This is a genomic window from Flavobacterium saliperosum, assembly GCF_900100625.1.
GTDB classification, from domain to species: Bacteria; Bacteroidota; Bacteroidia; order Flavobacteriales; family Flavobacteriaceae; genus Flavobacterium; species Flavobacterium saliperosum.
On record NZ_FMTY01000006.1, the window covers coordinates 1 to 23,980 of the forward strand.

A 23,980-nucleotide genomic window follows, 5' to 3' on the forward strand; every position below is an offset into this window, starting at 1 on the left:
TCTCGATTACGTAATAATACGTACCGTCTGGCAGCTCCTGACCCGAATTCGACTGACCGTACCACTGATCTTTGTATCCGGAGCCGTAATCGTAAGTAGAAACTCCGTAACGGTTAAAGATCGATAACTTGGTTACATTCAGTCCTGACAAATCAAATGAGTCATTCTTACCGTCACCGTTTGGAGATATCCCTTTTGGAATTTCACAAATGGTATTGGTCACAACAACTTGTGCCGAGAAAACACAACTTCCGAAAGAGGTAACATCAACAACATAAGTTCCAGATGCTGTCACGGCTAAAGTGCCGTCAGTTCCAAGTACAGTCGTAGAGGAAACCAAATGCCACTCGTAATCCAAACTAGCATCATTTGGAATTGCAGTCAAAGTATACACCCCATCCACACAACCTTGCTCGATAGTTACGGAAATCGGTTGATTAATAGTAACTGTTGTAATAGCAGTTGTTGAAGAACAGGTTCCGTTAGCCGGAATGGTATAAGTCACCGTATAGGTTTGAGGTGCACTTCCGTTAGCCGTGATGGCACCGGTTGTGGCATCAATCAATAAACCAGCTGGTGTAACAGTAAATGTTCCTCCCGTATAAGCTCCGCTTCCGGTTAAAGTAACCGCTTGAGGAGTGGTTTCTGTCGAACAGAACGATAAGGCATCATAGCTGATACTAGCAGTCGGTGCTTCATCAATAGTAACCGTAGTGGTAACATTGGTAGACGCACATGAACCGTTCGCAGGTATAGCATAAGTAACCGTATATGTCTGAGGTATACTTGTGCTAGGTGTAATGGCTCCGGTTGTAGCGTTAATTACTAACCCTGCTGGTGTAGCCGTAAATGTTCCTCCGTTAAAACTTCCTGTTCCCGTTAAAAGTACAGTCTGATCAGCCGTAGTTGTGGTACAATACGAAGCGGATGTATAACTGATACTTGCTGTTGGCAATTCGTCAACAATAACAGTAGTCGAAACTGTGTTTGATCCACATGAACCGTTTGCAGGAATAGCATAACTAACCGTATAAGTTCCAGGTGTACTAGTATTTGGTGTAATAACCCCAGTTACCGGATCGATTGTTAAACCTGACGGAGTAGCGGAATAGGTACCTCCATTGAAACTTCCTGTTCCTGTTACAGTAACACTATAAGGTGTTGCGTCAGAAGAACAGAACGATGCAGGCACATAACTGATGGCTGCTGTTGGTGCTTCATCTATAGTGACTGTTGTAGAAACAGAAGTAGACAAACATGATCCGTTGGCAAGCATTGCGTACGTAACCGTATATACCTGAGGGATACTTCCGTTAGGTGTAATGGTTCCGGTTGTAGCGTCGATTATCAAACCTGCCGGTGAAGCTGTAAATGTTCCACCCGTGTAGGCTCCTGTTCCGGTTAAAGTAACAGTATAAGACGTTGCGTCAGTAGAACAGTAGGATACCGCAGCATAACTGATGGCAGCTGTTGGCGCCTCGTCAATAGTTATTGTTGTTGAAACAGATGTCGACAAACACGAACCGCTAGCAGGGATAGCATAAGTCACAGTATACAACTGCGGAACACTTCCACTAGGCGTAATTGCACCGGTAGTGGCGTCAATTATCAAACCTGCCGGAGTAGCCGTAAATGTTCCACCCGTGTAGGCTCCTGTTCCTGTTAAAGTAACAGTATAAGGCGTAACATCAGTAGAACAGTAGGATGCTGCAGCATAACTGATAACAGCTGTTGGTGCCTCGTCAATAGTTACAGTTGTTGTAGCCGTAACCAACGGACAGTTCAACGAAACCGGTATCGTATAAGTAACCGTGTAAACTCCTGGTGTACTGGTACTCGGAGTAATCGCACCGGATATAGAATCGATGGTTAAACCGGCTGTAGAACTGTAGGTTCCACTTGTATAATCACCTGTACCTGTTAGTGTTACAGGTTTCGGAGTAGCATCAGTAGAACAGAACGAAGTAGCGGCATAGCTAATTGTTGCTGTTGGAGCTGCTGGAACTGTTAAGACAATAGGTGTGGATGGTGCTGAAACACAACCTGTAACCATATCCATTACAGTGGCTGTATACGTACCTACCGGCACGTTATCAAAGGTATTACTTGTTTGATACGCCCCACCTATACTGTACTGATAGTTAGAAGAAAGTGATGCATGGGTTCCCACATTAGTATAAACTTCGGGGTCAATTACCGTCCAATCTGCTGGGTTCCATGTATTATTTGGAACAATGGCAGTCGCCAATCTTCTGTAAACATAACCAGGCTGATTGTTTGGTGTAAACGCAACACCATCTCTTCTTCCCCAATTATCAATTTCCACATCGGTACTGGTAGTTAATCGGATGTTATCATCGATATTAACACCACCACATCCGGCGGCTACTTGATGAGGAACAACACCACCTTGATTTGTAGTACTTCCCACAGCAATAATTCGAACATTATTATTTGCCACTGTTCCTGTCAGGGCAATATCACAGGATGTACTGGTACTTCCGTTATTATAGAATTTCAATTTATATCCGGATAAATTCACAGTTGCTCCTGTACCGTTATAAATTTCAACATAGGTTAACGATCCGGCATTAGAATCCGTAACTTCAGAAATAAACAGGTTAGAAACTGTAGCATTTAGCACGATTTGTCCGTCTGTGGTACACGTCGGTTGGGTCGCCGTCCACGTTGGCGCATTTGGTGCAGCCGGTATGGCATTAATCGGCTGTACTACCACTACCGATGTACATCCGGTAACCGTATCGCGAACCATTACGTTATGAGTCGAGTTTGGCGCTAAACCACTAAACACATTACTTGCAAAATACGTTAATCCGCCGTCTATACTGTATTCATAGGACCCCGTAGCCGGTGTTACCCCAACTGTTATGGTTCCCGTTGGAACTGTACATGTTGGTTGTTGTGTAACCGGTACCGGAACTGGTGTAGGTAAAATGGTTACCGTTGTGGTAAACGAAGTAACACCACATCCTGAAGTTACAGGGAAATTATAAGAAACGGTATAGGTATTCGGTGCACTACCCACTGGAGTAATGGCACCTGTCATTGGATTGATATTCAACCCAATCGGAGTAACAGAGAAAGTTCCGCCTGGTGTTCCAGTCACAGTAACCGCTTGTGTACCCGCCAGGTTATTACAATACGAAGGAGCCGAATACGAAATCGTCGCACTAGCCGGTTCTACGATGGTAATAACATAAGAATAGGTTTTCACTCCACATGTAGCAGTAGCCGCAAGTGTGTTATAAATAATATAATTTCCAGCAGGTGTAGCCGCCAAATCAATCTCACCTGTTGCCGTGTTAACAAAAACAACAGCCGGGTTAGGTGACGAGAATGTTCCTGACAGAGAACCGGTTGCAATAACCGCTACTGGGTTGGCACTACTTCCTTTACAATATGTTCCGGGAACATAACTAAAATTAGCATCCGGACAACAAACGGTAACCCCGGCACCTGGTGCTCCGGCATTCGTTTGGTTCAAACTGATTGTTCCGGAATCGTTAGAGAAGTTGGTAATCAAAATAATATAGAACTCCCCTGCCTGCGCATTTGGAATGTTAAACTGCTCTATTGGCGCAGCACTATAACTACACCCGTGATCCTGAGCAATTCCTGAAGGATTCGTGTTTGTAGGCGGTATAAAAGGAATACCTGCCGCACACGCAGCCGCTTGACTCGTATATGGTCCCCAAGCCGCGTAGTCAACATCCAAATCCGGAGTTGCACTGCCTGGTGACGACTGGGTCAATTCGAAATTAATCGGTCCGGAAGTCCCCACCTGAATGGTGAAATACGTTGGGTTCGGAGAACTGAATAAACATCCGATAGTTCCCAAACTGGTTACCCCAGTGGTGTTACCATACGTAATGCTACAAACCGTTGAAGCTGTCGCACATGTGGATGGTGTTGAAATACACAGATCAAAAGTAGTTGTTTGAGGTGATGCAGAATTAGAATATACTCTAATATAATAGGTCTGACCAACCGTTAAGGCATTTAGTGTTCCTTGAAGGGCATTGGCCGCACTACAGAAAACCTGGGTTAAACCGGCACAAGAACCGGAATACACCGCAAAATTCACATTAGTGGTTGAGCCAAGTACATTTTGCAAGGAAACATTCAAATAAGAATTGGTAGCAATAAACTGGAACCAAACGTCATCATTTGGTGTACCTACACACGGCGCGACGATAGCCGGAGCTGTAGAGCCCGTTGCCAATGAAAGTGTACCTGAAACCGTTTGATTACAGAACGCATTCGCATTTACCGGGACAAACGTTGCCGTAGCACATTCATCATTTGAAGGTGCAGTGGTAAAGTTGAAACCGTTCGACCAGAAACTGGTTCCGGAAGTAGGACATATTGCTCTTACATAGTAAGTATATTGTGTACTTGGGTTTAAACTGGTAATCAATGCCGGATTAACGCCAACAATAATACCTGTTGTCGTATCGGTAGGAATTGGTGATCCGAAAGGCACCACATAAATTTCCCATTGTGTAGAGGTTCCTGTTTCCAACCAACTTAATAACGCTGATGTAGAAGTAATGTTAGTCGCCGTAAGCGTTGTAGGTTTGGTACAGTTCGGTGCCGGAGCACAAGTGATGTTGGCAATCCACCCGTCTCTGACTCCTGAGCCGTCTGATCGGAATCGGAATGTCAAACAGCCATCAGGACTGCTTGATGTAAAAGTACCAGGATTTACTGTTCCCCAGTAGCCTCCTGCTAATCCACCCGGTACGTTACCGGCGCCATTAGCACTGGCAAGTTGAGGAGCTGCAATAGAGTTACCGTCAAAAACATATAGGGCATCCCAGTTGGCTTCCGTATTGAAAGAAGTAAAAGTAACCGTTACCGTATCACCAGGATTCGTTGGACAGATTGTCCAAGTTTGATCATGGCTATTTGTATACTGTCCTGTTGCCCCGCCATTATCGGTAAACGTACCACCACAAAGCGGCGGTGTTACCGGAGTTGTTGCCGTTACCGGACCTACCGCCAAACTGGCGTCAGTAGGAGAACAAACGCCTCTTACATAGAAATCATAACACGTTGATCCGGTTAATCCGGTTAACGTAAACGGATTGGTCGGAGCTGCAACCCAACCTGCCGTAGCACCGGTTGGTCGTGGTGAACCACAAGGAACGGCAATTACTTCCCATGCTGTAGCACTACCGCCCGTCCAAGCTAAATTTACGGAGTTATAGGTAACCGCCGATTGCGAAAGCGAAATAGGTGCTTCACACGTTGGTCGTGGTGCACACGTTACGTTAGCTACCCAACCAGCCGCTGTTGTGCTTCCGTTGGAAATGAAATTGAAAGTCAAAGAACCGTCGGCAGCAGTAGAGGTAAATGGCCCTGGAATAGTGGTTCCCCAATATCCGCCTGCCAATCCACCCGGTACTGTTCCGGCCCCATTCACACTGGTGAATTGTGGTGCTCCGGTAGTATTTCCGTTAAAAACATACAACGCATCGCTGTTTGCCTGAGTATTAAATGATGTAAAAGTTACTGTAACCACATCCCCTGGGTTTGCAGGAAAGATAGTCCAAGTTGTATTTTGATTGTTAGTATAAGCTCCAGAAGGGCCTCCTGTATCATAGAAAACACCGCCACAAACCGGAGGAGCCACCAAAGTTGTTACCGTAGCAGGTCCCGTTACCGAACTGGCGTCTGTAGGAGAACAAATACCTCTAACATAAAAATCGTAACACGTTATTGCGTTTAATCCCGTTAACGTAAACGGATTCGTTGCAGCAGCAACCCATCCCGGTGTCGCTTCTGTTGGTCGCGGTGAACCGCAAGGCACGGCAATCACTTCCCAAGCCGTCGCGTTACCACCCGTCCAAGCCAAATTAACCGAGTTATGTGTTGCTCCCGATTGCGTAATGCTCACCGGCTCAATACAAGTTGGCGGTGGTGCACACGTTACATTGGCAACCCAACCGGCAGCATTTACAGAAGCTGTTGATCGGAAACGGAAGGTTAAGGAACCGTCCGCTGCAGAAGATCGGAAAGGAGGAGGGAGTGTAGTACCCCAATATCCACCAGGCAATCCGCCAGGAACTGCTCCTGCACCATTTGGACTTACAAATTGAGGCGCGGCAATTGAATTTCCGTTGAAAACGTATAACGCATCGTTATTCGCCTGCGTATTAAATGCAGTGAAAGTAACCGTAACCACTTCCCCCGGAACTGCAGGGGTAATAGTCCATGATAAATCTTCATTATTGGAATAGTTAGCTAAAGTTCCTCCGGAATCCATAAAGGTTCCACCACAAACCGGAGGAGCCACTTGAGTTGTAAAACTAAATGGTCCAACCCAAACACTTGGTCCGTTTGCGCCACAGTCAGCCAACATGTACACATCATAAATTGTCGATCCGTTTAATCCGGTGGCAACATACGGTGATGGTGCTGTTACTGTAACTCCTTGTGTTGGCAACGTTGGAGCCGGAGAACCTGTTGGCACAACATAGATTTGCCAAGTTGTTTCGGTTCCGCCCGGAGTCCAGTTGATGGTTGCTGAATTGTGAGTAACCGGAAGTACCGATGTTATGGTCGGTTCCGGACATGGTGGAATATTTTCAACAATAACCCTGTCTATAAATATTCTGGAACCGTTTGTACCCGGAGCCACATGGAAACCAATATTAACATCCCCAATGGCTGTAGCCGGTATGTTGACGATGTTTTCAATGTAGGTAATATTACTGTAGGTAGCCTGAGCCACAATCGTATTTGCCGCTCCGGCAAAGCCTGCCGCATTAGGGCCTGTAGTTGAGAATTTCACTTCAAAATTACATACTGACGATGCGGACAATACTCTGTATCTGTATCGTAAACGTTGGTTTCCGTTCAATGTTATTTGCGGAGAAATCAACCAGTCGTCGTTTGTGGAAGTACTCGAAACAATACTTGCTGCCTGATCCCCTTCAAAAGGAGAGGTAGCATAGTTCATGTTCCAAGCGTTGGCATCTCCATTTAGATTTAAAACCGTCCAACAAACCTCTGAGGTTGAAGCGGAAGGTGTAACCGCATTGAACCCTTCAAAGAAAGGTACGGTATAAGGGGCGCAAAGCGTGAAAAACGGGAATGGTCCCGCCCAGGCACTAAAAGTTCCGTCGCCACAATCAGCTCTTACGTAATATTCATAGTTCGTTGCAGGAGTTAAACCTCCGACGGTTGTTGCAGTATTTGATCCTGTTGTCGTTCCGGCTCCTGCTGGTAAACCTGCTCCGGGTGCTTGCACCACATATTCCCAACTTGTAGCTGTTCCGGTTACACCCCATTGAAGTGTCGCCCCCGTTTGGGTAATGTTGGTAACACCAAGTGCATTTGGCGGTAAACAGTTAACTTGTTGTAAAATTAACGTGTAATCCATTGTTTGTGGAGTACCTGTTGAAGAAATAACAATGTAATAGGTTGTTCCTGTTGTAACCGCAAAATTTGTAATGACTCTTGGAGCGGTACCCGTATTGGCAACCCCAGCCATACATTGCACGTTGATATTGGCACAACTGCTGTAAACGAAAATTCCGGAATTAGCACCTCCGGGATTCATGGTAATATCGACAAAACCGGTAAAGCCGGCAGTATAAGCATAGATAACCTCATTCCCATTTAAATAATTCCCTGTGATTCCACAAGATGCTCCAGGCGATCCTTCTATAGCATCAGCATAGATAAGGGTATTACTGGTATGGGAATACGGCAATACGGAAACAGGAATCGGTTCCGCACAAGTGGTTCCCAATGCTTTCGTTGCAAAAGACAAAGGCCCTACCCATTCGCTGTAAATTCCGTTGGCGCACAATGCCCTAACATAATAATTATAGTTGGTTCCCGGCGTTAACCCTGTTTGCGGATACGGATTCTGGTTGATTAACGTTCCGACACCGGTTTGAGTACCTCCAGCCGTAACATTCACCAATTCTATCTCCCATTGCGTAGCACCACTTGGATTAAGCCAAGAAAGACTCGCAGTTGTAGTTGTAATACTTGTGGCGTTAGGCCCTACAGGATCCAAACACTTTTGGATCAGGTTGACATCATCGATAAGTATCCTGTCTCCCACAACAGTAGTGGAAGGCTGTGTTACTTCACGAATTATGGCGATATAAACCTGTTGACCAAAAAGGCCTGGAGGAAAATCTGCCTTATGTTCGAAATAAGATGTGTTGTTCGTGTCATTTAATTGCACCTCGTCCCACTGTCCTATCGTTGTTGTAAAAGTGGAGTGATCTGTTTGTGATGTAGTTGACACTTTTACTTTGATCACTGTTCCCTGATTACCAATAAACAGCTGTCGCAACCAAAAGCGAAACTGTCCGTTGGTAGGAACCGTTACCAATGACGTGGTTAACCAATCTTCAGAAGTGTTTCCGGCACCGATATTACCCGTGTTAATAAAAGCAGCGGTTGTCCCTGTTCTTGGAAATGCGGTGTTAGCCACCCACTCCTGACCAGTGCCAATGCCATTATTACTAACAGTCCATCCTGCGGGAGGCACCCCTCCTTCAAATCCTTCAGGAAATTGGGCAAATCCCAAGAATGGAAGAAACGACATTAAGATTAATAATGTAATTTTTTTCATAATTAATATTTAGGTTTGTTGTAGTTTAATTTTCAAATTTAAAACAAATTTAGCTACAAGTTAACATTGACTGTTAAAATTCACAAAAAATCGACCATTTGTTTGGTTTTTCTTCAACCAAACACTAAATCATAGCTTTTTATCACTAATATTAATTTGCGTATTTTTGCTGTTCAATTTGATACCATGTTAGAAAAAGAAGTACATAATTTTGAGAAAACCGTAATCGTCGGCATCATTACCCAGCAACAAAGTGAAGAAAAGCTAAATGAATACCTGGACGAGTTGGAGTTTCTGACATTCACGGCCGGAGGTGAGGTAATCAAACGTTTCTCTCAGAAAATGGACAAACCCAACCCGAAAACCTTTGTGGGAACGGGAAAAATGGAGGACATCAACCTGTATATAAAGGAGAATGAGGTTTCCACCGTGATTTTTGATGATGAATTAACGCCCGCGCAACAAAAGAATATTACCAAAATATTAGATTGTAAAGTTTTAGACCGAACCAACCTGATTTTAGACATATTCGCCCAGCGTGCCGAAACATCCTATGCCCGTACACAGGTGGAATTGGCGCAATGTCAATATTTATTACCCCGTCTTTCGGGAATGTGGACACACTTGGAACGCCAGCGAGGGGGTATCGGAATGCGTGGACCCGGGGAAACGGAGATTGAAACCGACCGTCGTATTGTTCGTGACCGCATTGCATTACTGAAAGAAAAAATCAAAACCATCGACAAACAAATGTCGGTACAACGCAGCAATCGTGGTGCCATGGTCCGTGTGGCCTTGGTGGGCTATACCAATGTAGGCAAATCAACCTTGATGAACGCTGTAGGGAAAAGTGACGTCTTTGTGGAAAACAAACTGTTTGCCACGTTAGACACTACGGTTCGCAAAGTGGTAATCAAGAACCTACCGTTTCTGTTATCCGATACGGTAGGATTCATCCGAAAACTACCCACACAATTGGTGGAATCGTTTAAAAGTACGTTGGACGAAGTGCGTGAAGCCGATTTATTATTACATGTGGTGGACATTTCCCATGCCGAATTTGAAGACCATATTGCTTCGGTAAACCAGATTTTACAGGATATAAAAAGTGCCGATAAACCCACGATCATGGTTTTCAATAAAATCGACGCCTACAAACACCTCACCATTGCCGAAGACGATTTGATGACGGAAAGAACCACCAAACACTACACGTTGGAAGAATGGAAAAACACCTGGATGTCTAAAGTGGGTGAAAATAATGCGTTGTTTATATCGGCAACCAGCAAGGAAAATTTCGAAGAATTCCGCGAAAAGGTATATGAGGCGGTACGGGAGATTCACATTACCCGCTTCCCGTATAACAAATTCCTTTACCCCGATTATAAAGATGCCGTTGAAAAAGACGAAGCCTAAAAAAATCCCAACCTTACTACGGTTGGGATTTTTTTATGACATTTCTTTAGAAACCATAATTTACGGCTACGCCAAAAACCTGTCGGGTCTGAAAACCGCGGAAGGCATTGTCGTCATAAATGGTTTGAAATGCGATGTTCGTGGTCAAATAGCGGTTGATTTTCATAACCACATTCATTTGGTAGTCCAGATCCACGTTTTGCGGATCTTCCAGATAATTGGAATACAAACCAAGTATGTTTTCGATGGAAACATTCGCCATTATTACCAGCTTATAATATCCCGACGCATGGAATCCCAATTCATAACGGGTAGTTTCTCCTTCTTTGACCCCAAAATACGCTTCGTTGGGCAAAGTAAATTCCTTGTCGACAATGGTAATTTTGGACGTTGCCGGCGCTAGGTTAAATTTCAGGTTATCGTTTTTTTTCCAGAGCATTCCGGGTCCGAACATAAGATAACCCGGAGAAAGCACGTCGGTGTATTCGGTTCGTATTTCGGTTCCGTTTGCATCTTTCCCATAAACATAACCTTGCGTAATTTGGGTTTTGAAGTTTAAAAATCCGGAATAAAACCAATATCCCGTAGCTTTTTTACCCAAAAGGGAATTCAGTTCAAAACGATCATCGGTTTTCTTTTCAAAAGGGGAATTTTTGGTTTTCACCACACCATAGGAAGCAATAACTTTGTTGTCCCACGTCCATTCCTCTTTCTTGTAATTGAAGTCATAATTCACGCCGAGATTTCCTGAAAGATTGTTCTCCCCTCCGGAAAGCCAGTTGTTAAAATTCGATTGGTTAAAGAGCAAGGAAATGTTTCCCTTGGTGGTCCAGGTTTTGGTAGAATCCGGAATCGTTTCAGTGGGTTTTTCCTGAGCCAATGCGCTTATCATTCCGAAAACGCAGAGTATAATCAGTGTGCTTTTTTTCATGACCAGAATTTTGTGTACTAACAAAGTAACAAAATCCGTACAGAAAACCACTCAAAAGTCGTTAAAAGGTTTATTTTTTCTTATAAAGTGGCACTGCGGAACACGCTTCGCCAAACATAATGCTTTTGGCAAACGGCACCAGTTTTTGGGTCGCCAATACATACACTTCCTGAGGAACGGGTTTGTTGGAACACCCTTTTAAGATAATCGGTTTATCCTGAAATGAGCTGTAATCCAATGTTTCCAGAGTTTGCTGATAGACTGACAACAAGACGTCTTTCTTCGTTCCGTTCACCACTTTTAGGGCAAAAGGTTCCAAATACACCGAAACCAAAGCATATGCCCAAGCAGGTAAAATAGCCTCTTCCGAACAAAACAAGGCCACATAAACATCTTTGTAGTGTGACCAATCGTGTTGTTTCAGATGGTCGCGAAATTCAGTTTCCTTCAGGATAAATCCGCCGAAAAGCCATTGCGAAATATCCAATTCCACAATTTTCTCTTTCGGAAAATAATCTTCCAGATCAAAAACCTGCAAGACGCTGTTCGCTACTCTGTTTACAATTTCGTCCATTCATCAGTGATTAGTAGTTAGTGGTCAGTATTCAGTGATCAGCTCCGTAATGAAAACTGCTGACTGAATACCGAACACCGCCTACTTATTAAAGCATTCCTAATTCCAATTTGGCTTCTTCACTCATCAAATCCTTGCTCCAGGGCGGATCGAAAGTGATTTCCACTTCGCAGGATTTTACCAGATCGATGGATTTGATTTTTTCCTCGACTTCCATCGGCAGGGTTTCAGCCACCGGACAATTGGGTGAAGTTAAGGTCATCAGGATTTTCACCTCATTGTCCTCATTAATCATCACATCATAAATCAAACCCAATTCGTAAATATCAACAGGAATTTCCGGATCGTAAATACCTTTCAACACTTTTACAACGTCTTCTCCTAAATTGATCGTATCGTTAAATTCTTCCATTTTTTATGTCATTGCGAGTTTGCGAAGCAATCTCTGTTTTTAATTATCCCTTAGCCTGAAAAGCCAAAGCGTACATTTTAATTCCTTTAATCATCGACACCAGTCCGTTGGCTCGGGTGGGCGATAAATGTTCTTTTAATCCGATGGCGTCGATGAAATCTGTATTGGCCTCCAGAATCGCTTTCGGGGACTGGTTGGAAAACGCGCGCACCAGAATCGCAATAATCCCTTTGGTTAAAATCGCATCACTGTCGGCCGTAAAAACCACGTTTCCGTCATGCTGTTCGGCGTGTACCCATACTTTTGACTGACAACCTTTAATAATGTTGTCGTCGGTTTTGTACTTTTCGTCAATCAACGGGAGGCTTTTGCCCAATTCGATGATGTATTCGTAGCGTTGCATCCAATCGTCAAACATCGAAAACTCATCTACAATCTCATCCTGTATCTCTTTAATGCTCATTTTTTATTCCTGTTTATCGGCAATCGCGATAAGTTTATTTACAATTTTTTCAATTTCGGCCGGAGGATTCCCCGCATCGAAGGAACTCGATTCAAAGGTGATTTCCTTGGTTATCACTCTGAAACTTCCAATCGGTGCCCCATCGTAAAAACGCTTTTCGGAAGGTGCTTTCAAAGTGGCCAGACCTTCTTTGTTTACCGCTTTATATAAGGAAAGCAGTTCGTTCCAGTCGGCATCAGAAATTTTGGTTTCCGTTGGTTTTCCGTCACGCTCTTTAACAACCGCAATCGTTTGGTTGGCGGCCGTAATTTTATTATAAAACCCACGTGTATTAGCTTCGTATTCCAAAACGGGTGTCAATTCCTGATTCATAGTGTTTTCAGACGTTAAACTGTTTTTTTCGGCTGCTGTCTTTTGACAATTGCAACTCGCAAAAGTGATTGTCATTGCCGCTAAAAGAGTAATTGCTTTCATAGTGTTTGTTTTTTAGGATAACATCAGCTGTGCTTTTTTTACCGCTTCCACAAAGATATCAATTTCTTCTTTGGTATTGTAGAACGCGAAAGAGGCACGTATCGTACCCGGAATATTGAAATAATTCATAATCGGCTGGGCACAATGATGACCGGTGCGCACCGCTACTCCTAACTTATCGATAATTGTGCCAATGTCGTACGGATGAATCCCTTCGATGTTGAACGAAATCACCGAAGCCTTGTTTTCACCAGTCCCGTAGATTGTAATCCCTTCGATTTCCAACAAACGCTTTGTACCGTAATCCAGCAACTCCTGTTCGTATTTAGCGATGTTGTCGAAACCAATTTCGTTTAGGTAATCAATTGCGGTCCCTAAAACAATTCCGCCGGCGATGTTAGGCGTTCCCGCTTCGAACTTATGCGGCAAATCGGCATAGGTGGTTTTCTCAAACGTAACTTCCTTAATCATTTCACCACCGCCCATATAGGGTGGCAGTTGGTTCAGCCAGCTTTCTTTCCCGTACAAAATCCCAACGCCGGTGGGTCCGCAGACTTTGTGGCCTGAAAACACATAAAAATCGCAATCCAGGTCCTGCACATCCGGACGTAAATGCGGGGTTGCCTGCGCGCCGTCGATTAAAACCGCTGCACCCACTTTGTGTGCTTTTGCAATAATATACTTAACCGGGTTTACCGTTCCCAACGCATTGGAAATATGGTTTACCGCCACTATTTTTGTTTTATCGGACAATAATCTCTCGTATTCGGAAAGGATCAGTTCTCCTTTGTCGTTCATTGGGATAACCACCAATTTCGCTCCGGTTTTCTCACACAAAAACTGCCACGGTACAATATTGCTATGGTGTTCCAATGCCGAAACCATGACCTCATCTCCTGATTTTACAATTGCCGCAAAACCATTCGCCACCAGATTAATCCCTTGGGTGGTGCCTGAAGTGAAAATAATTTCATGAGGGTATTTCGCATTCAAATGCGTCTGGATGGTATTTCTGGACACTTCATACGCGTCTGTAGCCAACTGACTCAGCGTGTGGACACCACGGTGAATATTCGCATTGATTTCGCTGTAATATTTGGAAATCGCATCGATAACCACCTGTGGTTTTTGGGCAGTAGCACCGTTGTCGAAATACACTAACGGTTTGCCGTTTACGGTTTGGGACAATATTGGAAATTGTGCTCTTACTTTCTGAACATCAAACATAACACCTTGTAATTTGTCGCAAATTTACGGCTTGTTTATTTAAAATTGATATAAATAAATGATAAAATATCAGAAAGTCTCGCCGGCACCACCACCACTGAAACCACCACCGCCAAAAGGCATCTTATTTTCGGGGGCCATCGGTTTCACATCGGCTTGTGTGCTTAAAATAAGTGCCTGTGCGTTTACTAACAGATTACTGTCGGAACTGCGGTCCGGTTGGAAAGTCACACCGGTTTCCTTATGCTTCAGTACTCTTATAGCCGCAAAAACAACCGAGAACAATACCAATCCACCCAAAAGCAAGGCGATTTCCAGCGGCAGCAATTGGTGGTAATACCGAATGGTGAAAAAAGAATACCCTAAGGTTAAGATGCCCACAATCAGCATCATGCGGTCTTTGGTATACACGGAATACCAAATGAAAAACAGCGGAATGAGGAACGTGAATCCGTAAAATAAAAAAGCCAGTGGAATATCGCCTCCTTCTGCCACGGTAATGCCCATCAGACTTTGTGACAATTCGCGTACGACCATATAATTCAGGGAAAAATAACCCAACACCAAACTGAAGACTTTCGTCACGCGGAGCGCATTACCATACAGATTGTATTTCGGATTCGAATGCAGTTTCCTGTAAACAACATAAATACCAATCGCCAAAAGGAAACCTACGAAAGGCAGAAACATCGTATCCATCAGATGTTGTTCCGTAATCAAATCGAACAGTAATCCCACCAATCCGATACAGCTTATCAGCGCCGAAAGCGTATGGACGTAACGGATACAACACACTAAGCCGACTACCATCATCATTATAAAAACCGGCAGCGAATCTTCCAGGCTAAGGCCGACAGCACCATAAAAAGCGCCTTGCATCGACAAAATAAACGCATCGTCCAGTCCGTGTTTGTGGTAGTTTTTGGCCGCTAATAATTCTGTTCCTATTAATCCGATAAGGGCATAAAAATATACCATCGCTTTGTAGTTGTTGTCCATCAATGGTGCAAATAACAGCATGATTGAACCCATTACGGAAGAAAACAGAAAACACCCCAGCAGAAAAAACCCGATGCGTACCAAGAGGTTTCCGTTCGATTGCAATAAGGGAAGTTGCGTGGCGATTTCGGCCAACTGCGCTTTGGAAATGAACTTCATTTTGTACAGTTCTTTGGCTTCTGAAACCAATAAACCGTTTTCTAATTTCTCTTTATTGTAAGCGAGCATTTTTTTCTTTATTAAAATTGCGTACTAATCTGATGAACAACACGATAGAACCGATAACATAAATTGGGGACACCATGATAATCAATTCGATTATCGAAGACGTATCGACAAAACTGATGAATTTAAACAACAGGATATTCACGCCAATGTACCCGTAAATGAACGAAAACACAAAGAAAGAAGTCGCGCTGAACTGATAACTGATCCGGTAAAAGTAATAAACGGCGCCTAGTAGAAGCGGTACAAAAAACAGCCAATGCTCCTCCAACAAACCTGCAATAATACTGATTCCGAGTAAATGCTGCGCAAAAGTGTAATAGACGAAATGAAAATGTTTTTTCAGATTATTATGTAGGGAATAAACCGTCCAAAGAATCAACAAAATACCCAATGCCAAACCGTAATAACTTAGCGTTGGATTGGAATAGATGTCGTTTTCAAAAACGGTTTTCGGTGTAAGGGTGATGCCGACGAAAGCAGCCAAAGCCGTAATGGCCATGGAAAGCACCATCCGGCTGTCGAAATAATAGGCAATCCCGAAACAAATTACTGCGGAGAAAAGCGAAACCAAACTGAAATCACTTCCGAAAATGCCGTACTGAAACTGAAGATAACCTATGAAAATACAGCTCAGGATGCTTCCGGTCAAAACCACATAATCGTAAATCGGATTTTCGAAAAGCACTTCCTCTTTGGAAAATCCTTTCGCCTTTTTAAAACTGAAGTAAAAACAAACCGCTATCAGTACAAAATTCACCGCCAGAATAGCCATGTGCCCGATGCTGTCGATATTTTTGTAGATTAATGTGCCAACGCCGCCGGTAAACAATAAGACCGACAAATACAACAGGAAAAGCAGTTCAGTATGCAGCGAAAAAATCCCCAACTGAGTATAATTTTTTATTTCCGTGTGCTGTTCTTCTGTAACAAAACCCTGTTGCACAAGTTTTTCGATAGCCTGTTCTGACTGTTTTTCCATCGTTTTAAATTTGATCCGTATCAAATATACGATAAAGTCTTACAAGTTTTACGGCATAAAAAAACCGTCATAAAGACGGTCTTTTATTTATTATTGTTGCTGATTACAAATCAAACCCCATGTTCACACCTAATTTGTCGGCGATAATACGGGCGATTTTAGCTTTCAGTTCCGGTATTTTGACACTTGACGTTACTTCACTGGTAAACGCATACATCAGCAATGCTTTGGCTTCTTTTTTCGGAATACCGCGCTGTTGCATGTAGAACATGGCGTTGTCGTCCAACTGCCCGATAGTACATCCGTGGGAGCACTTTACGTCATCGGCAAAAATCTCCAGTTGCGGTTTTGCGTTGATGGTGGCTTTATCGCTCAATAAAATATTGTTGTTCTGTTGGAACGCATCGGTTTTCTGGGCTTCTTTTTCCACGAAAATTTTTCCGTTGAAAACCCCGGTCGATTGTCCGTCCAGAATCGTTTTATAGTTTTGGTGGCTCTCACAGTTCGGCGTAGCGTGCTGCACCAAGGTGTAATGGTCTACGTGCTGTTTGTCGCCGATAATCGTAATTCCTTTTAACGTCGAATCAATACGTTCGCCCTGATGATAGAAATTCAGGTTGTTTCTCGTGATGTTTCCGCCAAAAGAAAACGTATGCACCGAAACACGACTTTCCTGTTTTTGGGCAATATAGGTATTGTCAATCAGGTTCGCGGTTTGCACGTCGTTTTGTACTTTGTAGTAATCCACAATCGCTCGTTTTTGGGCAAAAATTTCGGTCACCGAATTGGTCAGTACCGGATTTTCGTTCAGACTCTGATGACGCTCCACGATTTGCACGTGTGCGTTTTCACCCACGATAATCAGATTTCGCGGTTGCACCATTAATGCCGCTTCGTTTCCTGTGGAGAAATAGATGATTTCTATCGGTTTTTCCACCACCGTACTTTTCGGGATATTGATGTAGGCGCCTTCCAAAGCAAAGGCGGTATTCAACGTCGTTAAGCTTTCTTCTTTACTGGCAATCTGATTGAAATACATGTCAATCACCATTTTGTATTTGGGTTTGGTCAGGGCTGAAGCCATCAGACAAACATCCAGTCCGTCGTGTGTCGTGGAAGACAGAAACGAACTGAAAACCCCGTCAATAAAGACCACTTTATAGGTGTCGATTTCGTGTAAAAAGTATTTTTTTACGTCTTTGAATTCGATGGAATTCTCTTTTTTCGGAAATACGCTGAAATCGTTTTTCAGCACCGCATTTAGGGAAGTGTATTTCCAGGCTTCCTCTTTTTTGGTTGGGAATCCTTTGTTTTCGAAGTTCTTAATCGCCTGACTTCGCACCTCATGAAGTTCAGAATGAGAATCAATCTTTTCTTCAAAAGCCATGAAAGAAGCAATCATTTTATCTTTCAATTCCATACTATGCTTCTTGTTCTTGTTTAATCCAGTCGTATCCTTTTTCTTCCAGTTCCAATGCCAAATCGGCACCCCCGGTTTTCACGATTTTACCGTCCATCAAAACGTGAACGAAATCAGGAATGATATAATCCAGCAAACGTTGGTAGTGTGTGATTACCAATACCGCGTTGTTTTCGTTTTTCAGTTTGTTCACCCCGTTGGCTACAATACGCAACGCATCGATATCCAAACCGGAATCCGTTTCGTCCAGAATGGCGATTTTTGGCTCCAGCATGGCCATTTGGAAGATTTCGTTACGTTTCTTTTCCCCACCCGAAAAACCTTCGTTTAACGAACGGGATAAGAATTTACGGTCCATTTCCAGTAATTCCGATTTTTCGCGAATCATTTTCAGCATTTCATTGGCCGGCATTTCTGTCTGACCGTTGGCTTTGCGTTTTTCGTTGATGGCCGTTTTGATGAAATTCGTTACTGAAACCCCCGGAATTTCCACCGGATATTGGAACGATAAGAATACGCCTTTGTGGGCTCTTTCTTCCGGCGCTAATTCCGATAAATCTTCCCCGTCCAAAAGGATTTCTCCTTCTGACACTTCGTAGGTTTCGTTTCCGGCAATAATGGAAGAAAGGGTGCTTTTTCCGGCACCGTTGGGTCCCATGATGGCATGTACTTCGCCGGCTTTGATTTCAAGGTTAATCCCTTTTAATATTTCTTTGTCTTCTACTGAAGCATGTAAATTCTTTATGGTTAACATTTTATATGTTGCTTTTTTAATTTGTATTATGACTATCCTACTGAACCTTCTAACGAAATTTCCAATAATTTTTGCGCTTCTACTGCGAATTCCATTGGTAATTTATTCAAAACTTCTCTACTGAAACCGTTCACGATTAATGCAATCGCTTTTTCAGTCGGAATCCCGCGTTGGTTGCAATAGAATACCTGGTCTTCCCCGATTTTTGACGTCGTCGCTTCGTGTTCGATTTTGGCCGAAGTATTTTTCGATTCGATGTACGGGAAGGTATGTGCGCCACAGTTATTCCCCATCAGCAACGAGTCACATTGGGAAAAGTTACGGGCGTTATCCGCTCTGGAACCGATTTGCACCAATCCACGGTAGCTGTTTTGCGATTTTCCGGCAGAAATCCCTTTGGAAATAATAGTCGACTTGGTGTTTTTACCCAAGTGTACCATTTTGGTTCCGGTGTCGGCCTGTTGGAAATTATTGGTTACGGCAATCGAGTAAAACTCTCCGATGGAGTTATCGCCTTTCAGGATACATGACGGATATTTCCAGGTGATGGCAGAACCGGTTTCCACTTGTGTCCAGGAGATTTTTGCGCCTTTTTCACACAAACCTCTTTTGGTTACGAAATTGAAAACCCCGCCTTTCCCTTCTTTATTTCCAGGGTACCAGTTTTGAACGGTAGAATATTTGATTTCGGCATTGTCCATCGCGATTAATTCCACTACGGCCGCATGCAATTGGTTTTCGTCACGGCTTGGTGCGGTACAGCCTTCTAAGTAGGACACATAACTGCCTTCATCGGCAATTAACAACGTTCTTTCGAACTGACCGGTTCCCCCCTGATTGATTCGGAAATAGGTTGACAATTCCATCGGGCAACGAACGCCTTTGGGAATGTAACAGAAACTTCCGTCGGAGAAAACCGCCGAATTCAATGCGGCATAGAAATTATCTTTCTGCGGAACCACGGTGCCCAAATGTTTACGCACCAATTCCGGATGTTCCTTAATCGCTTCTGAAATGGAACAGAAAATAATCCCTTTTTCGTTTAATGTTTTCTTGAATGTAGTCGCCACAGAAACCGAATCCACTACGATATCAATCGCAACGTTGTTCATTTTTTTCTGTTCGTCTACCGAAATCCCTAACTTTTTGTACATCGCCAAAAGTTCCGGATCCACATCGTCCAATGTTTTGTTCGGATCTGCTTTTTTAGGGGCGGAATAATACGAAATGGCTTGAAAATCGGGTTTCTCATAATGAACGTTGGCCCATTCCGGCTCGATCATTTCCTGCCAGGCTCGGAAAGCTTCCAAACGCCATTCGGTCATCCATTCGGGTTCTTCCTTTTTCAAAGAAATGGCACGCACGATGTCTTCGTTTAACCCCACAGGAAACGTTTCCGATTCCAGTTCGGTGTAAAACCCGTATTCGTATTCTTTATTTTCTAATTCGACTTTTAAGTCGTCTTCAGTATACTTACTCATTATTTTGTCTTAAATTTTAAAAACCAGATTCACATCCGGCTTCATATCGGACTAAAGAGAAAAACTCTCTCCGCACCCACAGGTTCTGTTCGCATTCGGATTGTTAAAAACGAATCCTTTACCGTTCAGTCCGCCTGAATACTCCAAGGTTGTCCCCACCAAATAGAGGAAACTTTTTTTGTCTACCGCAATTTTTATATCGTTGTCTTCAAACACTTTATCATCTTCACCCAAAGCTTTGTCAAACTTCAAATCATACGACAAGCCGGAACATCCGCCACTTTTCACGCCCACACGAACGTAATCCGTAGCAGTATCAAAGCCGTCATCTTCCATTAAAAATGCGATTCTTTTTTTTGCTGTTTCAGATACTTTAATCATAATGTTTATACAGATTAATTCTAATTTAGGGCAAAGATATTACAATTAAAGGTTTTTACCATACTAGCTAACATTTTTATAACTTATTATAAGATAGTCATTTCTTATGGCGCTTTTTAGATTGCCTATTCGCGTAATAATTGCTAATTTGCAGGCACATTTTAATTTCGAAAATCATGAAACTTCACCCAATAGAAGCCGGAAATTTCAAACTTGACGGTGGTGCCATGTTTGGCGTGGTACCCAAAACCATCTGGAACAGAACCAATCCGGCCGACGACAATAATTTAATTGACATTGCGGCACGTTGCCTTTTAATCGAAGACGGGAACCGCCTGATTCTGATTGATACCGGCATGGGCAACAAACAATCGGAGAAATTCTTTGGGTATTATTCGCTTTGGGGTGACCATTCGCTGGACAAATCCTTAGCAGCAAAAGGCTTTCACCGTGATGATGTTACCGATGTGTTCATGACCCACCTGCATTTCGACCATTGTGGCGGAAGCGTGAACTGGAACAAAGACCGCACCGGTTATGAAGTCGCTTTCAAAAACGCCACGTTCTGGAGCAACGACAACCATTGGGAATGGGCTACCAAACCCAACGCTCGTGAAAAAGCCTCTTTTTTACATGAAAACATCATTCCGATGCAGGAAAGTGGCCAACTGAAATTCATTAACCGACCGGAAGGTGATTTTTTAGAACAGTCAGAATTGGGTTTCGGGATTTTATTTGCCGACGGTCATACCGAAAAGCAAATGTTACCGCACATCAATTACAACGGGAAAACGATTGTTTTCTGTGCCGATTTGTTGGCTACTGCCGGACACATTCCGATTCCGTATGTGATGGGGTATGACACGCGTCCGTTGTTAACGTTGGATGAAAGGACAAAATTCATGAATGCTGCGGCTGACAATAATTATTATCTGTTTCTGGAACACGATGCCCACAATCAGATCATCACCGTGGAAAAAACCGAAAAAGGCGTGCGTCTGAAAGATGTCTATACTTGTGAGGATATTTTGGGATAATCATCCCAATCAAAAGTGACTTTCGTCATTTAAAAGTTCCATCTCGCCAAAAAACTTAAATTTTAGCCGCAGATTCGCAGATTAAAAAAGCATACAAACTATTTAAAATCGGCCGATCTGCGGCATTTTTCCCTTCCTAAGTTGCTTTTTGGAAACTTAAAGATCAACTTACGCTAGATTAAACTCTTTCTTTTCAGTGCTTTAGAAAGCTGTTAATTTTATATTAAACTTTAGTTGACATGTCAATTATTTCAAAATCATTAGTAATTTTGGATAAAGAATTCGTTCGTGGAAAAATTAAACAATATCATTTTTTACAACATTGATCACAGTATCCGTTTGTACCGCATGTTTGCTCAAAAAAAATTGCGGGAACACGGTTTCAAAATCACCATCGATCAGTGGTTGGTTATCAAATGTATTCTGGAAAACCCAACCATCACCCAACACGATTTGAGTGAATTGGTTTTCAAAGACAATGCATCGGTTACCCGAATTATTGATTTGCTGATAAAAGCCAATTATCTGGAAAAAGAAATCAATCCGGATGACCGAAGAAAATTTATGCTTCACGTTACCAAAGAAGGCGAAGAGGTGATAAGAAATGTTCAGGAAATTGTATTGCAAAACCGAAGCAAAGCGCTTAAAGGAATTGACGACAACGAACTGGAAATGGCCGATGCGGTCCTGAGAAAAATAATTGCCAATTGCAAACAACAATAATCAGTCAGACAATCATCTTCCGATACCCGTCGGAACAAAAAACGAACCGTTATGATTAAATTAGTTTTATTTTTAATTACCGTAGCGATTACCGCAGTGAGCTATTTTTTCATCTGAAATAGCTCATTTTTTCAACGCTGAATCGGCACAATCACAAAAAAGTCCTATCTTGCTCTTGTTGCAAACGATGTGTTAATGTTTGTTGTGTTTGTAACAATTTGGAATACTTTCGACTTATCAAAAAATTGTAAACAGATATGAACTTATTCAAATCCTATTATTTGTGCGCAGGACTTGCTTTAGCATTGGCAAGCTGCGGATCTACACAAACCATGGTTTCCACTCCAGTTGAAAACATTGACAAATTGCCGATGAAGGTCGGTAAAATTTCCGAAAACGACCTAAAACGCTGGAGTCACCTGGACTTAGGCAAAGACACTATCCCGGGAATGAGTGTGGATAAGGCCTATGCCGAAGTATTGAAAGGCAAAAAAGGCACCAAAGTGATTGTAGGGGTAGTGGATTCGGGTATCGATATCGACCATGAAGATTTAAAACCTTCGATTTGGACCAATCCGAGAGAAATTGCTGGAAACGGTAAAGACGACGACAATAACGGTTACATTGACGACATGCAAGGATGGAACTTCTTAGGGAATGCCGAACATGAAAATATGGAATATGTGCGTATCCTGAAAAAAGGCGACGACGGTTCGGAAACCTACCGAAGAGCCAAAGCCGAGCACGAAAAGGACATGCAGGAAGCCATGCAGGGAAAAATGCAGGTAGACTTCATTATGGCCGGAGACAAAGCGATTGCCGAGCATCTGAAAAAGAAAAACTATACGTTGGAAGACGTAAATAAAATTGAAACCACCGATCCGACGTTATTGCAATACAAAGGGATGATGCAGCAGATTTTGGCGCAAACTCCCAAAGCAGAATTCGACAAAGAAATCGAAGAATTCAAAGACTACGTTTACGGACAAATCAACTACCATTTGAACCTGCAATTCGACGGCAGAAAAGTGGTAGGCGACAACCCTGACGATCTGAACGATAAAAAATACGGCAACAATAACGTTATCGGGCCTGAGAAAAAAGGAGCCAAACACGGAACACATGTGGCCGGAATCATCGCCCAAACCAGAAGCAACAAAAAAGGCGGTGACGGTGTAGCAAGCAATAACGTACAGATTATGGCCGTTCGTGCGGTACCGGATGGGGATGAATACGACAAGGACATCGCGTTGGGTATTCGCTATGCTGTTGATAACGGTGCTAAAGTGATTAACGGCAGTTTTGGTAAATACTACTCCACCCACAGGGACTGGGTACACGATGCGATCAAATACGCCGCTTCCAAAGACGTCTTGGTGATTTTTGCTGCCGGAAACGATTCGTATGATTTGGATACGATGAACAAATACCCAACCGACTCTTACGATAACCAACCGGAAATTTCATCTAATGTACTGATTATCGGAGCGATCACACCTTTATATGGCTCGGAAATGGTGGCCGGCTTCTCTAACTACGGTAAAACCAGTGTCGATATTTTCGCACCGGGCGAGAAAATCTATGCCACTACACCAAGCAACACCTACTCCTACTTACAGGGTACTTCCATGGCGTCGCCAAATGTAGCCGGGGTAGCCGCTCTAATCCGTTCCTACTACCCGAGTCTGACTGCCGCTCAAGTGAAACAAATCATTATGGAATCGGGAACGACTTTAACAAACAAGATTACCGTTGGGGAAGCCAAAGAAGTAAAAGGATTTAACGAAGTTTCCAAATCAGGAAAAATCGTAAATGCTTATAACGCTTTGTTAATGGCTGCCAAGATGGCAAAAAAATAATT

General features: G+C 43.1%; 17 protein-coding genes. 4 read left to right on the forward strand and 13 right to left on the reverse strand.

All coding sequences use genetic code 11. The features are described from left to right. Positions 1–8,620, reverse strand: an 8,620-nt coding sequence (locus tag BLQ05_RS10850) for a choice-of-anchor J domain-containing protein (protein ID WP_074460134.1), incomplete at its 3' end; no start/stop codon positions are given. Between the two features lie 186 nt (positions 8,621–8,806). Between BLQ05_RS10850 and hflX the strand changes: the two genes are divergently transcribed. Next, a complete protein-coding gene (hflX, locus tag BLQ05_RS10855; protein ID WP_023576290.1) occupies positions 8,807–10,036 on the forward strand; it encodes a GTPase HflX in 1,230 nt (409 codons plus the stop codon). Between the two features lie 46 nt (positions 10,037–10,082). Here hflX and BLQ05_RS10860 read toward each other — a convergent pair whose 3' ends face one another. The 12 genes from BLQ05_RS10860 to BLQ05_RS10915 form a co-directional block, all read right to left on the reverse strand. Next, on the reverse strand, positions 10,083–10,967 hold the full coding sequence (locus tag BLQ05_RS10860) for a DUF3078 domain-containing protein (RefSeq protein WP_023576289.1): 885 nt from the start codon (positions 10,965–10,967) through the stop codon (positions 10,083–10,085). A gap of 70 nt (positions 10,968–11,037) precedes the next feature. Beyond that, on the reverse strand, positions 11,038–11,541 hold the full coding sequence (locus tag BLQ05_RS10865) for a DUF2480 family protein (protein ID WP_023576288.1): 504 nt from the start codon (positions 11,539–11,541) through the stop codon (positions 11,038–11,040). Positions 11,542–11,629: 88 nt separating this feature from the next. After that, a complete protein-coding gene (locus BLQ05_RS10870) occupies positions 11,630–11,953 on the reverse strand; it encodes an SUF system Fe-S cluster assembly protein (RefSeq protein WP_023576287.1) in 324 nt (107 codons plus the stop codon). A gap of 43 nt (positions 11,954–11,996) precedes the next feature. Beyond that, complete coding sequence (locus BLQ05_RS10875; RefSeq protein WP_023576286.1) at positions 11,997–12,416, reverse strand: SufE family protein; 420 nt, start codon at positions 12,414–12,416, stop codon at positions 11,997–11,999. Between the two features lie 3 nt (positions 12,417–12,419). After that, complete coding sequence (locus tag BLQ05_RS10880) at positions 12,420–12,890, reverse strand: hypothetical protein (RefSeq protein WP_023576285.1); 471 nt, start codon at positions 12,888–12,890, stop codon at positions 12,420–12,422. Between the two features lie 12 nt (positions 12,891–12,902). Further along, positions 12,903–14,117, reverse strand: coding sequence for an aminotransferase class V-fold PLP-dependent enzyme (locus BLQ05_RS10885; RefSeq protein WP_023576284.1), 1,215 nt, complete (start codon positions 14,115–14,117; stop codon positions 12,903–12,905). A 69-nt stretch (positions 14,118–14,186) separates the two neighbouring features. Then, a complete protein-coding gene (locus tag BLQ05_RS10890) occupies positions 14,187–15,344 on the reverse strand; it encodes a hypothetical protein (RefSeq protein ID WP_023576283.1) in 1,158 nt (385 codons plus the stop codon). Next, positions 15,328–16,323, reverse strand: coding sequence for a DUF2157 domain-containing protein (locus tag BLQ05_RS10895; protein ID WP_035654434.1), 996 nt, complete (start codon positions 16,321–16,323; stop codon positions 15,328–15,330). The genes BLQ05_RS10890 and BLQ05_RS10895 overlap by 17 nt, the downstream gene beginning before the upstream one ends. Before the next feature lie 103 nt (positions 16,324–16,426). Next, entirely contained in the window at positions 16,427–17,743 is a 1,317-nt protein-coding gene (gene sufD, locus BLQ05_RS10900) for a Fe-S cluster assembly protein SufD (RefSeq protein WP_023576282.1), read from the reverse strand. 1 nt (position 17,744) lies between these two features. Continuing rightward, complete coding sequence (gene sufC, locus BLQ05_RS10905; protein ID WP_023576281.1) at positions 17,745–18,497, reverse strand: Fe-S cluster assembly ATPase SufC; 753 nt, start codon at positions 18,495–18,497, stop codon at positions 17,745–17,747. 32 nt (positions 18,498–18,529) lie between these two features. Next, on the reverse strand, positions 18,530–19,978 hold the full coding sequence (gene sufB, locus BLQ05_RS10910; RefSeq protein WP_023576280.1) for a Fe-S cluster assembly protein SufB: 1,449 nt from the start codon (positions 19,976–19,978) through the stop codon (positions 18,530–18,532). Positions 19,979–20,029: 51 nt separating this feature from the next. Further along, a complete protein-coding gene (locus BLQ05_RS10915) occupies positions 20,030–20,359 on the reverse strand; it encodes a HesB/IscA family protein (RefSeq protein ID WP_023576279.1) in 330 nt (109 codons plus the stop codon). A 176-nt stretch (positions 20,360–20,535) separates the two neighbouring features. Here BLQ05_RS10915 and BLQ05_RS10920 point away from each other — a divergent pair, with 176 nt between their 5' ends. From BLQ05_RS10920 to BLQ05_RS10930, 3 genes are all read left to right on the forward strand, one after another. Next, positions 20,536–21,396 (forward strand): MBL fold metallo-hydrolase, encoded by an 861-nt coding sequence (locus BLQ05_RS10920; protein WP_023576278.1) that lies wholly within the window; start codon positions 20,536–20,538, stop codon positions 21,394–21,396. Positions 21,397–21,684: 288 nt separating this feature from the next. After that, positions 21,685–22,119: a MarR family winged helix-turn-helix transcriptional regulator gene (locus BLQ05_RS10925; protein ID WP_023576277.1), complete on the forward strand. Its 435-nt coding sequence runs from the start codon at positions 21,685–21,687 to the stop codon at positions 22,117–22,119. A gap of 257 nt (positions 22,120–22,376) precedes the next feature. After that, a complete protein-coding gene (locus tag BLQ05_RS10930) occupies positions 22,377–23,978 on the forward strand; it encodes a S8 family peptidase (RefSeq protein ID WP_023576276.1) in 1,602 nt (533 codons plus the stop codon). The last annotated feature ends 2 nt before the right edge of the window (positions 23,979–23,980 follow it).

What these genes read in the sequence shown, in the direction of transcription:
- hflX (WP_023576290.1), top strand. Translation starts at nt 8,807, where the DNA reads ATGTTAGAAAAAGAAGTACATAATTTTGAGAAAACCGTAATCGTCGGC.
- BLQ05_RS10860 (WP_023576289.1), bottom strand. Translation starts at nt 10,967, where the DNA reads ATGAAAAAAAGCACACTGATTATACTCTGCGTTTTCGGAATGATAAGC.
- BLQ05_RS10865 (WP_023576288.1), bottom strand. Translation starts at nt 11,541, where the DNA reads ATGGACGAAATTGTAAACAGAGTAGCGAACAGCGTCTTGCAGGTTTTT.
- BLQ05_RS10870 (WP_023576287.1), bottom strand. Translation starts at nt 11,953, where the DNA reads ATGGAAGAATTTAACGATACGATCAATTTAGGAGAAGACGTTGTAAAA.
- BLQ05_RS10875 (WP_023576286.1), bottom strand. Translation starts at nt 12,416, where the DNA reads ATGAGCATTAAAGAGATACAGGATGAGATTGTAGATGAGTTTTCGATG.
- BLQ05_RS10880 (WP_023576285.1), bottom strand. Translation starts at nt 12,890, where the DNA reads ATGAAAGCAATTACTCTTTTAGCGGCAATGACAATCACTTTTGCGAGT.
- BLQ05_RS10885 (WP_023576284.1), bottom strand. Translation starts at nt 14,117, where the DNA reads ATGTTTGATGTTCAGAAAGTAAGAGCACAATTTCCAATATTGTCCCAA.
- BLQ05_RS10890 (WP_023576283.1), bottom strand. Translation starts at nt 15,344, where the DNA reads ATGCTCGCTTACAATAAAGAGAAATTAGAAAACGGTTTATTGGTTTCA.
- BLQ05_RS10895 (WP_035654434.1), bottom strand. Translation starts at nt 16,323, where the DNA reads ATGGAAAAACAGTCAGAACAGGCTATCGAAAAACTTGTGCAACAGGGT.
- sufD (WP_023576282.1), bottom strand. Translation starts at nt 17,743, where the DNA reads ATGGAATTGAAAGATAAAATGATTGCTTCTTTCATGGCTTTTGAAGAA.
- sufC (WP_023576281.1), bottom strand. Translation starts at nt 18,497, where the DNA reads ATGTTAACCATAAAGAATTTACATGCTTCAGTAGAAGACAAAGAAATA.
- sufB (WP_023576280.1), bottom strand. Translation starts at nt 19,978, where the DNA reads ATGAGTAAGTATACTGAAGACGACTTAAAAGTCGAATTAGAAAATAAA.
- BLQ05_RS10915 (WP_023576279.1), bottom strand. Translation starts at nt 20,359, where the DNA reads ATGATTAAAGTATCTGAAACAGCAAAAAAAAGAATCGCATTTTTAATG.
- BLQ05_RS10920 (WP_023576278.1), top strand. Translation starts at nt 20,536, where the DNA reads ATGAAACTTCACCCAATAGAAGCCGGAAATTTCAAACTTGACGGTGGT.
- BLQ05_RS10930 (WP_023576276.1), top strand. Translation starts at nt 22,377, where the DNA reads ATGAACTTATTCAAATCCTATTATTTGTGCGCAGGACTTGCTTTAGCA.